Genomic DNA, 14,111 nt, shown 5'->3' on the forward strand with positions numbered 1-14,111 from the left:
GTATAGCTCAGGTTGCGGTTTCTGATTTTCCAAAGCCAATCGGTAAAGGTTGCCCTTCGGCCAGGCGGTTACCGGTGTAAGTTGGCCAGTAGCTTAACTGGGTATTGAGGTCGTTATGAAAATCGCCTTTCCACGGTGGTAAACTACCGTTATCGGCTGTCCAAACGGCCTGTAAAGTAATGGCTGGTGCGCCTTTACGGGCTACGCTACCCAATTTATACATTTCGAGGTAATATTGCTTCTGAATAACCGGATCGGGTACCGAAATGCTGGATTTACTCCAGAAATTTTTCCACCAGGCGGTGTGTTGAGGCCAGCCTGTAGGCTCTTTAGCAGTTGCAGAAATAGCAGGCAAGCTTGCGGTTTTATCGCTGGTAATGGTCCAAGAGCCAATAACTTTGTTCTTGCCTGTTTTTTGCCATTGCACCAGTACTTCAAAATAATGGCCATCGTAGGTAGGTTGATGATAACGTACGCTATTGGCGGTGTTTACAACCGTGCCCTTTCCGTAACCCAGTTTTTGCAAACCTACACCAGCATGGCTGTTATCGCCTTTCTCGGTTTGGTTATTGCTGTAATTGTGTACAATCAGGGCTGGCAACAAATCGGTAGCTTTTAAGTCGCTGAAACTGAAATAGCCACGTTGTTCGGTAGCATGAATGTAACAGTTAAATACGGTTCCGTTATCGAATTTAATGGTATTTAAAGCGGTTTCGATATCGAGATCGTTGGCTACCACTTTACCCAGTTTAGCCAGATCAAACTCCATAGCGGCAGCAGGCAGTTTAGTTGGGAACGGGCTCCTATCGTAAGGTTCATCGCCCAGTTTTTGTACGGCAGCATAATTGTTTTTATGTACCTGCTCTTCAACCCATTTGAAGTTGAATTTAGAAATGTCCATCGCTTTGCGCTCGTCCCATAAATCGGCACGATCTAAAGAAAGGCGAAGTTTATTGTTCTTCTCCCATATTAATACACCAAGCATACCGTTACCGAGTGGCATGGCTTCATCCCACTTATCGGCAAGTTTAGGAAAGGAAAGATTGTAAGGTTTTAACCTTTGTGCGTAACCTGCAAAAGAAAAGCAGATAAGCAGTAAGAGGATAGTGACTTTAGTTTTCATTTGGTTCTTTTAGAAATGATTAGCATTTGTGTTTACTGTATCAATTTCTAAAATACCGATATTTAATTATAATAGAATAGCCTAAAAATTACGCAAACGTTTGACGGCTAATATAAAATAGATTTTTGCGAAAAAAAGATCAATGTACAATCTTAAAAACGAGTTCTTTTAACAATTCGCCATCATCAACATTACCGGTACTGTCTAATCCTTTGCTTTTTAAATCGTACTCGCGCAGCAGGCTTATCACCTGAAAAACCTTACCGGTATTATAGTTTCGGGCAGCTACCTCATAATCTTTGATAAAAAAGGGAGGTACACCCAATGCTGATGCCGCATCGGCCTTATTGGGTACGTAATGATATTTTAATAGCTTGGTAAAATAACCACCTAAATTGGCCAGTACCATAACCGTAGGATTTGCTTTGGGGTTGCTGCCGAAATAATTGATGATCTTATTGCACTTCAGCACATCGCGCATAGCCAGCGCTTTCTGTAACTCGAAAACGTTATACTCTTTACTGATACCGATATTTTTTTGTACCAGATCGGTATTGATGGTTTGATCTTTAGGCACATTGAGCATCAGTTTTTCGATCTCATTGGCGATTTTAGATAAATCTGTACCCAAATACTCAGCCATTAAGGCCGATGCCTGCTGATCGATTTTATACCCTTTTTCTTTAATGAAATCTTCAATCCAGGGTACCAGTTTATAATCGCGTACGGGGTCTGACTGAAAGATCAGGCCGCTTTTGCTAATGGCTTTATAAATCTTTTTACGCTTATCGAAATTGGCGTATTTGAAAGCCAGCACTAAAATGGTACTGGGTAAAGGCTTTTCGAAATAATTGAGCACAAATTCGCCCTCTTTGCTGCCACCATCTTCTTTGCCCCATTTTAAATCCTGCGCTTCTTTTACAATGACCACCTGATAGTCTGACATCATGGGGTAACGCTTCGCTGCACCTAAAACCGTAGCCATATCGGTATCTTTTCCGTACAGCACCGTTTGGTTAAAACCCTTTTCGGCATCGTTTAACAGCTTATCTTCGATATAATCGGTTACCTGATCGATATAGTATGATTCTTCACCATGCAGTAAATACACGGGTTTAAATTTTCGGGCTTTAATATCTTTGATAATTTCGGCAGCTGTCATGGCCTGTAAAATTACGATTTAGGTTGAACGATTAAAGAAATTAACTGATTTGTTTATGCACATAATATTAACTTTGGGATTTATAAACAGATCAGCTACAGAAAAACAATGGTGCACGATACAAACCTTTTACCTATTGCCATGGTAGAAATACCTGCAGGCGAAATTGTGCTGAGAGACGACAGGATTAAGCAAAGCTGGACTGTTGAGATGAAACCTTTTTACTTAGCGAAATACGCGGTAACACAAGCGCTTTATTTTGAAATAACCGGCAACAGGCCGGCTACATTTACCGGAGATAACCATCCGGTAGAAACCATAAGCTGGCGCGATGCAGTATTATTTTGCAATGTCTTATCTGAAAAAAATGATTTAAACCCTTGTTATATTTTTGACCGGGAAGCCGACGAAGTGCTGTTTAAACCAACCGCCAATGGCTTTAGATTGCCCACAGAAGCCGAATGGGAATACGCCTGTAAAGCAGGTACCAACGGCATCAGGTATGGCGAACTTGACCACATTGCCTGGTATAAACAAAACTCCGGAAAAACTACCCAACAGGTGGGCCTCAAAACGCCCAATGCCTGGGGCTTGTATGATATGCTAGGCAATGTTTGGGAATGGTGCACTGATATTTACGATGAAAGCGTGTACGGCTCTTACCGCATTATCCGTGGTGGTGGCTGGAGCGATGAGGAAAGGGGTTGTATGGCCACTAACCGCCGGCGCAGCCATCCCAAATCATTTAAAATAGAAGATTTGGGTTTCAGGCTGGCGAGGAATATGTAAATCGTAAATGACTTAAAAGCCATAACTTTGAAGTAAATGGATCAGGATACGGCAAAATACATTGTGACTTATTTTTCCAAGTGCTTAACTGCAGAGGAGAGGTTGGCGATTCGACACACCCATTCTCTGATTAAACTTGGATTAGATACTGACCCTGCCATAACACCCAGTGCACTAAATATTTATAAAAAAGCTGGCTGGCTTACTGAGAATAAAAGCATATTAAACTTACTAAAAGATGGCTACGATTCTTTTGAGATAAGGGTAGCTAAAAGAATTTTAAACCAGGAAAAGATATTTTTAAACAATTGTCCCGATTGTGGTAAACTAGCGAGAACACCCTCAGCTAAGCAATGTAGATTTTGTGCACACCGTTGGTCTTAAATGCAAAAAAACTGAAATTGAAAACTGAAATTTTTACCCCTACCCCACTAAACCTTCCGCCTTATCCTTTTAAGATTACGAGAAAGGATAATGTGGTTTTTATTTTCGATGAGCTGAGGAAAAAGCACCTGGTGCTAACGCCCGAAGAATGGGTGCGCCAGCATTTTATACAAAACCTTATTTCATCAAAGAAATTTCCGCGTACACTGATCCAGATTGAGGGTGGTTTGGTACTTAACCAGTTGCAAAAACGGAGCGATATTTTAGTATACAACACGGCAGGCGAAAAACTGATGCTGATTGAATGCAAAGCACCGAAAGTAAAAATTACACAATCGGTTTTTGATCAGGCTGCGCGGTATAATTCGATTCACCAGGCCAGGTGGATTGTACTAACCAACGGCTTGCAGCATGTTTATGCAAAGATGGATCTGGAGAAAGGCAGCTTTAACTTTGCGGAGGAAATGCCGGAATATTTGGGTTTATAATTTTAGCCACGGAAGGCACGGATAACACGGAAGGCGCAGAAAGCACAATACTGCAATCGTCATTTCGAGCGGACCCGATAGCTATCAGATCCGGCGTAGTGGATCATCTAAACGGAGCGCTAAACACTATACGTTGATTTCCAAACCTGTTTTTCGCCAGTATAAATAGCCTCATTACACATCCCCACACATATGGCAGCCTGTGTACCGGTATTGATATTAGAAGCGGGTTCTTTGCCAGTGGTTATCGATTTGTAGAATTCATCGAGTGCATAATTGGTCCCATCGATGGTTGGCTTATCTAAAATCGGGATGCCCCCATCTTTATTTATCACAATTTTAGTTGCACCCGTTACCCCATCTACAATACCCAGTTCTTTTTTGGCAATTTCTTCGGGATAGAATAAACCAGTATTGGTAAGTAGTGAAACTGAACCTTTTGTACCTTTTATTTTAAACAGGTAACCATCGTGTGCATTGCCGCAGGTGGCGCCAAAGTTACCAATCATGCCTTTTTCGTTATAACGGAGAATGGCTTGAATATTATCGTAAGTTTCTCGGCCATCTTTAAAAACATCAATACCACCCGAGCCCATAATCTCGTCGGGCTGTGTTTCGAAAGCCCAGTTAATAAAATCAATCTGGTGCGAAAGTAATTCGGCAGCTAATCCACCCGAATACTCTTTGTACATGCGCCAGTTAATTTTTCTTTCTAAAGCCGGATCGGGCACTGCCCTGCGCCAGTTACCATTGCGGTCCCAACGACAATCGATTTGAGTAACCTTACCCAAATAGCCGCTCTGAATCATATCTTTCACCTTAAAGTACAGAGGCGAATAACGGTATTGGTAACCTACCTGAAAAACCTGCTTGGGATGTTGCTTAACCAGCTTCTTGAGCGCCAGGGCCTGCTCAATATTGTAAGTCATGGTTTTTTCTACGTACACATGTTTTCCGGCAAGCACAGCATCTTTTGCAATTTTGAAATGCTCGCTTAGTGGTGTTGCAATAAAAACGGCATCTATACTTTTATCATCTAAAACCTTGTGGTAATCTTTTATAGCCTTTGCATTAGCCGGAACGTACTTTTCGGTTTCTTTAAGCCTAAAATCGAGCAGATCGCAATAGGCTACAATTTTATATTTTGCAGGCATCGATTTAATTACCGATAACACACCTTTGCCCCTGTCGCCGCAGCCAATCATGGCCACATTGATAACCTGATCAGCATATAAATCAGCAAAAACCTGATTACCAACCAATAAACCAGAGCCCAATAACGTGGTATGTTTAACAAAAGATCGACGATGCATGATATAAATTGTATTTTATTTTAAAAATTATGTTTTAAAGGTAGTAAAAAGTGAATAGGCAATGCCCGAGCTCTCTAATTTTTTACATGCAAACCAAAGGCTTTAAGAGGTTTTAAACCAAAATGCCATGATGCATAAATGCGAAGTACAAAGTAATTGATACCCTGTACTTCGCAGTAGTTTTTTAGATTGATTTGAGTTAAGACCTTATTTTAAGGTTTTTATTTTGATGGTCCTGAAATCTACTTTATTGCCATGATCTTGTAGCAGGATGTGGCCTTTTGGCGCTTCACCAAAGTTTTTCCAGTCTTTATATTTGCTAATGGCTACCAGTTTTTTAAACTCTTCTGAGCCACGTGTATATTCTAAAACTTTAACTCCGTTTAAATAGTGTTCTACTTTGTTATTAGGGTACACCACCAAACGGCCGTTGTTCCAGCTACCTATAGGACGTAAATATCTTGATTCTTTTTTAGCGGTCATTAAATCGTATAACGAGGCTAAAGTGCGGTTTCCATCGCGACCTAATTTAGCATCCGGGTGCAGTACATCATCCAGCACCTGGTATTCTAAACCAATTGCCGAACCTGTATTTTTCTCGCTTAAGGTAACAAAGTATTTAACACCGCTGTTGGCACCGGGAGTAAGTTTAAACTCAAACGACATATCAAAAGCAGCATATTCTTCTTTGGTTACAATATCGCCACCATTGGTAGATTCGGCACCGCCTGAAGGTTCAACACTGATTGTACCATTGGCAATTTTCCATCCTTTTTCAGGAAATGCAGTTTTATAAGCGCCAATCCAGCCAGCATTGGTTTTGCCATCAAAAAGCAATTTGTAACCATTAGCTTTCTCGAAAGGTGATAAAGTATTTGGTGTTAAGTTTACCACGTAAAATCCTTTTGGAAAAGCTTTGGCTTTAAGGCCTTCTGTTTGGATATTGATGTTTTTGAAATAAACTTTCTTACCATCGTTTTCGGTGTTGTTGCCAATACCGTGTACCTGCAAACCAATAAAGCCCGACTGATCTAAAGTATCGATTACATAGGCTACCGGCTGTCCGTTTAGCCAGGTTTTGGTTTCGTTACCAATACATTCTATCCTGTAGTGGTTAAACTCGTTCTTTTTATACAAAGATCTTGCTGATGGGTTTAATTCTAAAGGGTATAACCAGCTTCTTCTGGCTTCATCGTAAATACCACCACTCCAGGCCCTTGCAGATGGATCTATTTCTACCTGACGGCCAAAAACCATCCCTCTGCCGTTATTGGCTTCCTGTTTAATGTGGCTACGGGTTTGAATACCAGAGTTGGTGCTTTCGCCCTCGAGTTTTACATCCAGTTCTAAAATAAAATTGCCGTATTCTTTTTCGGTAATCAGAAATGAGTTAGGTGTTCCTTTGGTCATGGCACCTACAATCATTCCGTCTTCAACTTTGTATGGGGCTACACCTGCCACCGATTTCCAGCCGGTTAGGGTTTTGCCATCAAACAGGGGTTTGGCTTTTTGGGCTGCCGCCGATAAACTAATTAGAGAAAAAGCAAGAATGCTATACTTTTTAATTTTTGACATGATTGGTTTTGGATAATTAATATTTAAATACTTTTCCGTTTGCGATTACTTCTTGTCTGCCTTCATCAAAGGTGGCTTTTGCGCCAGTTCTTACCGCAGCGTTAGTCATGATATTGGCAATTGAATGCGAATAACCGGCCTCTACAGGCGCATTAGGCGTTTTACGGCTGCGCACACATTCCATCCAGTTGCGCATGTGGCCCGAGGTTAACGGATCGCCGCCCATATTTGCTCCGGTTGCTGCTTTGATTTCGGTTTTACTTAAATCAAACTCCGGTAAAAGGTTAGCTTTTAAGCCCATTGCAGCGGCTTCTTTTTCTCTCAATCCGCCCTTTGGCGAAACTTTATTGGTAATGAGGTTAAGCTCACCACCGTTCGAATAATATACTTCGCCTACATCACCTACGCTATTCTGCATTCGCGAGGTAAAGGTTACCTGAAAGCCATCGGTAGTATCGGGCTGGCCATAGTCGAATACAGCCACCATCGAATCCCAGTTTCTCCGGCCATCTTTCCAGGTGTAAATGCCTCCGTTGGCTACCACACTGCGCGGATGCTTTAGATTGGTAAACCAATGTACAGTATCAATCTGGTGACTCATCCATTGCCCGGGCATCCCTGATGAATAGGGCCAGAACAACCTGTACTCTAAATATTTTCTCGGATCGAAAGCCTCAACCGGGCGGTTAAGCAGGAAACGCTTCCAATCGATGTCTTCTTCTTTTAACTTAGCCACTAAATCGGGTCGGCGCCATCTGCCGGGCTGGTTTACATTCCAAACCAGGTCTACAGCGGTTATGGGGCCAAACTTACCATCCTGAATAAATTTTGCTGCATTGGTATAATTCTCACCACTTCTTCGCTGCGAACCAATTTGCACAATCTGTTTACTTGCTTTAACCGCTTTAAAAGCTGCTTTAGCATCATCCATGGTTTCGGCAAAAGGTTTTTCTACATAGGCATCGCAATTGGCTTTAACAGCCTCAATGGTATGTAAAGCATGCTGAAAATCGGCTGTACTGATAATTACCGCATCAAGATCTTTAGTTGCATAAAGCTCATCGTTGTTGCGGCAGGCTTTAATATCGTGACCAAATTTTGCTTTTAGATGGGCAATGCCCAAATCCCTGCGGTAATTCCATAAATCAGAAAGGCCAACAATATCGAAGTTCAGTTCTTTATTATGGTTCATAAAACAAGGCAGGAGCGTTTCTTTAAAACGGTCGGAAAACCCAACAACGCCTACCCGTACCCTATCATTTGCGCCAATTATGCGCCCATAACTTTTAGCACTCATTCCCATAGTACCGGCATAGGTTGCCGCAGCAAATATTGCAGATTGCTTAATAAATTTCCTTCTGGAATTTTCCATATTTGGCTATATTAACAAATACGGTTTCTCATCAAACCATATCGAATGAGCTAAAATAGTATTTTAAATAAGATGCACTAAAACTCAGCGGGTATTATTCTTGAAACGATTATTTCAGTGAATAAAGCTTAATCTGCTCTGAGCTTATCCAGTAAGCGATTTGAAGCCTTTTTTAATTAAATTGTAACAAGCTTATTATTTAGGAAAACGTTTGAAATAATAATTTAGGTTTTGAATATAAAAGGGGAAACTGTTTCAGCCTGTTTAATATACGCCTACCGAAACTATCGTAGAACAAATCAGTTGGTTGGATTACAAAAGCCTATGAAAGAGTACTTCTTAAGCCTTGGAAATAGTTCTTTTTGGCAGTACAAAAATTATAGAATCAGCTTCAAATCTTTATTATAAAGGCCAACAAGGATGCTATTGCCATTTCCATCTATTTTAAGGCCGCCGTATTTAGCCGCTTCATATTTTTTCCCCTTTCCTTCCTGAAAAAAATAGGACTCGGCACCGATATGGATAGAGGGCCAATATTCGTTTCCATCAAAAAAATATTTAACCACTACTTCATCATTACCTAACGGTCTCATATCTTTTATTAAAGCGATTCGATGTCCTATTCCATTCGAATCTATTTTTAATAGGCAGAAACCTCTTTTAGGTATTTTTACTTTTTCTAAGAAAGTATTCTCTTTATAATTTAAGTGCATATAATCACCTTGCATCAATGATCGCGGATCGACTGGGGCAAGTTCAATGAGAACAAGCTTGCCCTCACTCAATATTCTTTCCTTAGCATAGATAGACCAATTAAAATAACCAATCAGAAGTAGCAAATTGATTACAATGAATACAGATTTAATCTTTGTCATATGATCTAATTTGTCTGTTAAAAATATAAGCAACAACAAGCAACAAGGCTCCGGTGCAAATCATTATGATTGATTTAGTGAGCAAGGTATATTGGAGATCATAATAAAACTGTCCAACAAAATAGAACAATGCAACTATCCCGAAAACGATCGTTAACCTGTGACCTACATGAATACCAACAATCAAAATTAAAATCGCTCCACAAATTGAAGGTGCAAAAATTACCGAAGCCAAAATCGTTATAGCAAATATGTAAATGATGAATTGGCCAGTTTTAAGTTTTAAAAAATCTATAATGGAACTTATGTTGTAAATGGTAGCAGCCATAATAATAAGTGAAGAAACCCAACGGTATGGGAAAGATGGCTTAGCAAAATATATTGCGAAATAAATTAACAGCACACTAAGCGAAACTAAAAAGCCAATCCGAAAGGGCGGGTATCGCTTGTTTACAGAAATAGATCTCACAAGTGCTTTATGCTCCACCAAATTAATTATAACAAATCCAATGCACAGAAAAGCGGTTAAGAAATGAATAAGAATATTAACATTATTAGTTTCAATAAATGCAAATAAGCAAGAATTAAACATTAAAAGTCCAAATAAGTTGAGCATATAGTTTTCTGTACTGGCAACTGTAGCTACAGCAATTACAAGCAAAGAGAAAATAGTGAGGTTAGCCGAATCGGTCATTTGGTTTATTGAGTAGCCCAGGAGTGTACATCCAGATAGAAATGCGCCAATACAAACAGCATCCAATACAGTGCTGTTTGATATTTTATCCAACAATACGGCCCCGCCTAATACTATCAAGCCAAAAATAAATGTTGCTGTCGGAGATTCCGAAATACTCAAGGTAACGAAACCTAAAAAAAGCAAGGAGCCCAGTAAGCCTCCACAAACAGAGAGAATTTTAATTCCTAAACCACTATATGTCTGGCTATCTTTCGATATTTCTTTTTCAAACTTTTCGTTATCAATTGTAAAATCAGGCTTCGATTTTCTTTCAATACTGGCAATAAAATGATCTACAATTTGTAAGTTATTCATTCCAGGATTTATTTAAGTTAACCAATAATTTCGTCAATAGAGTAATGCTGGCGACTACGAAAACACTCATAAAGAAAAATAACGTACCGTATTCCTGATGGTGGCTTTCAGTAATCCAGCAGCAAATGATAATAAGTAAACTCAATGGTACAATACACAAATGGAACAATGATTTATGCTTAAAACTGTGATAAACCGCAAGCGTATAAACCATAAAGGCAAGTAAAAAAAAGACAAACCAATATCGATGGTCTTTATCAAAAATATTTAGAGCTGCCCCTATTGTTATGTACGTTGCGATGCTCAAAGAAATAACCTTTATTAACCAATTCGGAACTGATGCTTTTAAAGCAGAAGGAAGCAACTGTATTACTATTAAAACCACACTATTTAAAACAAAAAGCAATAAATATTTGAGATCTGATGGCCAATATGGAGCAATTTGATCTACATAAAGCGAAATGGTAATGTTAATCAATGCCATAGCCAATAGCCATAGTGGAGGGAAATCTGCAACCAGAGCCCATATTATTATAAACACCGTCCACCCTAAAAAGAAATCGTAAGCATCTGCTCCAGTCTGATAAACCTGACCAAATACAGAGAACATTGCACCAACCAAAACTGAAGCGCTCATTAATAATACACTCCGTACTAATTGATTTCTTTTAAAAACGAATGATGTCAGTACGGTTGCAATAACCAGAAGCTGTACTAAACCCAGTTTTAGAAACCTTTGTAGCAAATGCCAATTATAAGCTAAGAAAAAAATAATACCTGATATAACAAAAGCAGCACCGATACCAATTAATGCAATTTCAATATACTTTGCCCATCCTTTTTTATCTGCATAAATGCCTTGTTCTTTAAATTGTGTCTCAAGCTCCTCAGCCGACAAATTACTATTCCGGGCAATGATTTGCAGTGTGCGACGGGTAACTCCCGGTTCTGTCATATAATCTATTTGGTACCACCAAAATACTATTTATTCATGAATTTATTAGAAAAATGGAAAAGCCCCTTAGCAATTCGCTGCTAAGGGGCTTTGGGTATTATACCTGCAAGGTTTTAAAAACCTTACAGGTATTGATGACTATATGATTATCCTAAAATCGCTAAACTTTCTTCAATAATTTTAATTTTAGCTTCAGCATCGGCCTTTTTATTGCGTTCGTTGGCAATAATTTCGGGTTTTGCATTCTGCACAAAGCGTTCGTTGCTTAGTTTCGAATCAACCGATTTTAAGAAACCTTGTAAGTACACCAAATCAGTATTTAAGCGTGTGCGCTCCGCATCTACATCTACATTTTCGGTTAGTGGAATAAAGAACTCATCCTTACCAGCCATAAATGCCGTTGCACCCACAATTTTATCGTTCACAATCTCGGCTTCCGAAACATTGGCCAGTTTGAAAACAATATTTAACCATTTCTCATAATCGATATCAGAGTTTACCTTCAAACTTAATGGCAAAGCTTCTTTTGGCGAAATCTGTTTTTGGTTACGTACATTCCTGATTTCGGCAACAACAGTTTTAATTACCTCAGCATCTTTCAACAACTGCTCATCAATGCTCCCTCCTTTTGGAAATTCGGCAACAATACAGCAATCCATTTCACCGCGGGCAGCAAACAAATCATCATGCCACAACTCTTCTGTTAAGAAAGGCATATTAGGATGCAACAGTTTAATAATCTGTTCAAAGAAACCAACCGTAGCCTGGTAACTTTCGGCATCAATCGGCTGCTGGTAAGCAGGCTTAACCATTTCTAAATACCAGGCACAGAAATCGTCCCAAACCAGTTTATAGGTAGTCATTAAAGCCTCCGATAAACGATATTGTTTAAAGTTATCTTCAATTTCGACTAAAGCGGCATTAAAGCGGTTTTCGAACCACAAAATAGCCTGTTTATTTGGGTTTTCGAGGTTTGCATCTACTTCCCAACCTTTAACCAAACGGAAGGCATTCCATATTTTTGAAGCAAAATTACGGCCCTGCTCGCAGTAGCTTTCATCGAACATTAAATCGTTACCCGCCGGCGATGACATGAGCATACCTACACGTACCGCATCGGCACCATATTTTTCGATCAATCCAATCGGATCGGGCGAGTTACCCAGCGATTTAGACATTTTACGCCCCAGCTTATCGCGTACAATACCGGTTAAATACACATTGGTAAATGGTTTTTTGCCCATAAACTCGTGTCCGGCCATAATCATACGCGCCACCCAGAAGAATAAAATTTCAGGAGCCGTAACCAAATCATTGGTTGGATAGTAATAGTTAATGTCTTTATTGTCAGGATCTTTAAAACCATCAAAAACAGAAATTGGCCACAACCATGATGAGAACCAGGTATCCATTACGTCTTCATCCTGACGTAAAAATGGCTCTAACTGATGCTTAAAGCCTGCTTTCTCAGCATCTGAACAACTTTCGTCCAAATGTTTTTTCTTCCAGAATTCTTCTAAAGCTTCATCTTTGGTTTTGGCAACAACCCAGTTTCCTTTATCATCGTACCAGGCCGGGATACGCTGTCCCCACCACAGCTGACGCGAAATATTCCAGTCGCGTACATTTTCCATCCAGTGGCGGTAGGTATTTTCAAATTTATTCGGGATCAGGTTTACCTCTCCGTTTAATACATCATCCAGCGCCGGTTGTGCCATTTCTTTCATCTTCACAAACCACTGCATAGAAAGTTTAGGCTCAATTGCAGCATCGGTACGTTCAGAAAAGCCCACCTGCGATTTATAATCTTCAACTTTATCTAAATGACCAGCCTCTTCGAGCATTTTGGCAATCTTTTTACGCGCAATAAAGCGGTCTTCGCCAACCAGAATAACGGCCAGTTCGTTTAAGGTACCATCATCATTTAGAATATCGGTAACCGGTAAATTGTGCTTTACACCCAGCTCGTAATCGTTTAAATCGTGTGCCGGAGTAACTTTTAAGCAACCTGTACCAAATTCGATATCCACGTACTCATCTTCAATAACCGGAATTTCGTGGTTAACCAGCGGTACGAATACTTTTTTACCTTTTAAGTGACTAAAACGTTCGTCGTTAGGGTTAATACAGATCGCCGCATCAGCCATAATGGTTTCAGGACGCGTGGTTGCAATCGTTAAAAACTGATCTGTTGTACCTGAAATCAGATACTTAATATAATACAGCTTTTGGTTAACTTCTTTACGGATTACTTCTTCATCAGAAACCGCAGTTTTACCTGCAGGATCCCAGTTTACCATACGGATACCGCGATAAATCCAGCCTTTTTTGTACAGGTGGATAAACGAATCGATAACCGCTTCAGAAAGATCTTCCTCCATGGTAAAACGTGTACGGTCCCAATCGCAGCTTGCTCCTAGTTTCTTCAATTGCTCTAAAATAATACCACCGTACTTCTCTTTCCATTCCCAGGCGTATTTTAGAAATTCTTCGCGCGAAAGGTCTTTTTTATTAATCCCCTGTTCTTTTAACATGGCTACAACCTTGGCTTCAGTAGCAATAGAAGCATGGTCGGTTCCGGGTACCCAGCAGGCATTTTTGCCCTGCATACGGGCCTTACGGATTAAAACATCCTGAATGGTATTGTTAAGCATGTGCCCCATGTGCAGTACTCCTGTGACATTTGGTGGCGGAATTACGATAGTGTAAGGTTCGCGCTCATCAGGTTCTGAGTGGAAAAACTTTTTAGATAGCCAGTAGCTATACCATTTATCTTCTGTTTCTGCAGGATTGTACTTGGTGGAAATGCTCATGAAAAATTGTTATAAAAGCCCAAAAATAGCTAATTAAGCTGAAAGACCAAAGCGGAAACCGAAAGACTAAAGCAGCTAAACACCTTATCATTACATACTGAAGCCTACCTATTTTCGATTTCTTGGCAGGCTGGACTAACATTCTATTTTTGGGTTGGTGTTGCTTTTTGTATTTTAGTATTTGCCTGGAGATGTTTTTAACCCCTTGCAT

General features: G+C 39.9%; 12 protein-coding genes. 3 read left to right on the forward strand and 9 right to left on the reverse strand.

What is annotated here, in order from left to right; all coding sequences use genetic code 11:
• Positions 1 to 7 precede the first annotated feature (7 nt).
• A complete protein-coding gene (locus G7074_RS26985; RefSeq protein ID WP_240916460.1) occupies positions 8 to 1,123 on the reverse strand; it encodes a DUF5703 domain-containing protein in 1,116 nt (371 codons plus the stop codon).
• Between the two features lie 139 nt (positions 1,124 to 1,262).
• Entirely contained in the window at positions 1,263 to 2,285 is a 1,023-nt protein-coding gene (gene holA, locus G7074_RS03140; RefSeq protein WP_124560196.1) for a DNA polymerase III subunit delta, read from the reverse strand.
• 108 nt (positions 2,286 to 2,393) lie between these two features.
• On the opposite strand from holA, the gene G7074_RS03145 reads away from it, so the two are divergent.
• Genes G7074_RS03145 through G7074_RS03155 form a run of 3 tightly spaced genes read left to right on the forward strand, consistent with a single transcriptional unit; the run spans position 2,394 to position 3,946 of the window.
• A complete protein-coding gene (locus G7074_RS03145; protein ID WP_166206931.1) occupies positions 2,394 to 3,074 on the forward strand; it encodes an SUMF1/EgtB/PvdO family nonheme iron enzyme in 681 nt (226 codons plus the stop codon).
• Positions 3,075 to 3,110: 36 nt separating this feature from the next.
• Positions 3,111 to 3,458 (forward strand): hypothetical protein, encoded by a 348-nt coding sequence (locus tag G7074_RS03150; RefSeq protein ID WP_124560198.1) that lies wholly within the window; start codon positions 3,111 to 3,113, stop codon positions 3,456 to 3,458.
• Positions 3,459 to 3,487: 29 nt separating this feature from the next.
• Positions 3,488 to 3,946 (forward strand): type I restriction enzyme HsdR N-terminal domain-containing protein, encoded by a 459-nt coding sequence (locus G7074_RS03155; RefSeq protein WP_124560240.1) that lies wholly within the window; start codon positions 3,488 to 3,490, stop codon positions 3,944 to 3,946.
• Positions 3,947 to 4,065: 119 nt separating this feature from the next.
• On the opposite strand, the gene G7074_RS03160 is transcribed toward G7074_RS03155, so the two are convergent.
• From G7074_RS03160 to G7074_RS03190, 7 genes are all read right to left on the reverse strand, one after another.
• Positions 4,066 to 5,259, reverse strand: coding sequence for a Gfo/Idh/MocA family protein (locus G7074_RS03160; RefSeq protein WP_166206934.1), 1,194 nt, complete (start codon positions 5,257 to 5,259; stop codon positions 4,066 to 4,068).
• A gap of 207 nt (positions 5,260 to 5,466) precedes the next feature.
• Positions 5,467 to 6,834 carry a DUF1080 domain-containing protein gene (locus tag G7074_RS03165; RefSeq protein WP_166206937.1) on the reverse strand — a complete coding sequence of 456 codons (1,368 nt, stop codon included), beginning with the start codon at positions 6,832 to 6,834 and terminating at the stop codon, positions 5,467 to 5,469.
• A gap of 16 nt (positions 6,835 to 6,850) precedes the next feature.
• Positions 6,851 to 8,206, reverse strand: a complete 1,356-nt coding sequence (locus G7074_RS03170) for a Gfo/Idh/MocA family protein (RefSeq protein WP_124560201.1) — start codon at positions 8,204 to 8,206, stop codon at positions 6,851 to 6,853.
• Positions 8,207 to 8,583: 377 nt separating this feature from the next.
• The gene (locus G7074_RS03175) at positions 8,584 to 9,081 is read right to left on the reverse strand and encodes a GDYXXLXY domain-containing protein (protein WP_166206940.1); all 498 of its coding nucleotides are present in this window, start codon (positions 9,079 to 9,081) and stop codon (positions 8,584 to 8,586) included.
• On the reverse strand, positions 9,068 to 10,132 hold the full coding sequence (locus tag G7074_RS03180) for a DUF4401 domain-containing protein (protein WP_166206943.1): 1,065 nt from the start codon (positions 10,130 to 10,132) through the stop codon (positions 9,068 to 9,070). Before G7074_RS03180 ends, G7074_RS03175 begins: the two co-directional genes overlap by 14 nt.
• Complete coding sequence (locus tag G7074_RS03185; RefSeq protein ID WP_166206946.1) at positions 10,125 to 11,087, reverse strand: DUF2157 domain-containing protein; 963 nt, start codon at positions 11,085 to 11,087, stop codon at positions 10,125 to 10,127. Before G7074_RS03185 ends, G7074_RS03180 begins: the two co-directional genes overlap by 8 nt.
• Before the next feature lie 146 nt (positions 11,088 to 11,233).
• Positions 11,234 to 13,900 carry a valine--tRNA ligase gene (locus G7074_RS03190; protein WP_124560205.1) on the reverse strand — a complete coding sequence of 889 codons (2,667 nt, stop codon included), beginning with the start codon at positions 13,898 to 13,900 and terminating at the stop codon, positions 11,234 to 11,236.
• Positions 13,901 to 14,111 lie beyond the last annotated feature (211 nt).

The sequence above is a fragment of the Pedobacter sp. HDW13 genome (genome assembly GCF_011303555.1).
GTDB lineage: Bacteria > Bacteroidota > Bacteroidia > Sphingobacteriales > Sphingobacteriaceae > Pedobacter.

What these genes read in the sequence shown, in the direction of transcription:
- G7074_RS26985 (WP_240916460.1), bottom strand. Translation starts at nt 1,123, where the DNA reads ATGAAAACTAAAGTCACTATCCTCTTACTGCTTATCTGCTTTTCTTTT.
- holA (WP_124560196.1), bottom strand. Translation starts at nt 2,285, where the DNA reads ATGACAGCTGCCGAAATTATCAAAGATATTAAAGCCCGAAAATTTAAA.
- G7074_RS03145 (WP_166206931.1), top strand. Translation starts at nt 2,394, where the DNA reads ATGGTGCACGATACAAACCTTTTACCTATTGCCATGGTAGAAATACCT.
- G7074_RS03150 (WP_124560198.1), top strand. Translation starts at nt 3,111, where the DNA reads ATGGATCAGGATACGGCAAAATACATTGTGACTTATTTTTCCAAGTGC.
- G7074_RS03160 (WP_166206934.1), bottom strand. Translation starts at nt 5,259, where the DNA reads ATGCATCGTCGATCTTTTGTTAAACATACCACGTTATTGGGCTCTGGT.
- G7074_RS03165 (WP_166206937.1), bottom strand. Translation starts at nt 6,834, where the DNA reads ATGTCAAAAATTAAAAAGTATAGCATTCTTGCTTTTTCTCTAATTAGT.
- G7074_RS03170 (WP_124560201.1), bottom strand. Translation starts at nt 8,206, where the DNA reads ATGGAAAATTCCAGAAGGAAATTTATTAAGCAATCTGCAATATTTGCT.
- G7074_RS03175 (WP_166206940.1), bottom strand. Translation starts at nt 9,081, where the DNA reads ATGACAAAGATTAAATCTGTATTCATTGTAATCAATTTGCTACTTCTG.
- G7074_RS03180 (WP_166206943.1), bottom strand. Translation starts at nt 10,132, where the DNA reads ATGAATAACTTACAAATTGTAGATCATTTTATTGCCAGTATTGAAAGA.
- G7074_RS03185 (WP_166206946.1), bottom strand. Translation starts at nt 11,087, where the DNA reads ATGACAGAACCGGGAGTTACCCGTCGCACACTGCAAATCATTGCCCGG.
- G7074_RS03190 (WP_124560205.1), bottom strand. Translation starts at nt 13,900, where the DNA reads ATGAGCATTTCCACCAAGTACAATCCTGCAGAAACAGAAGATAAATGG.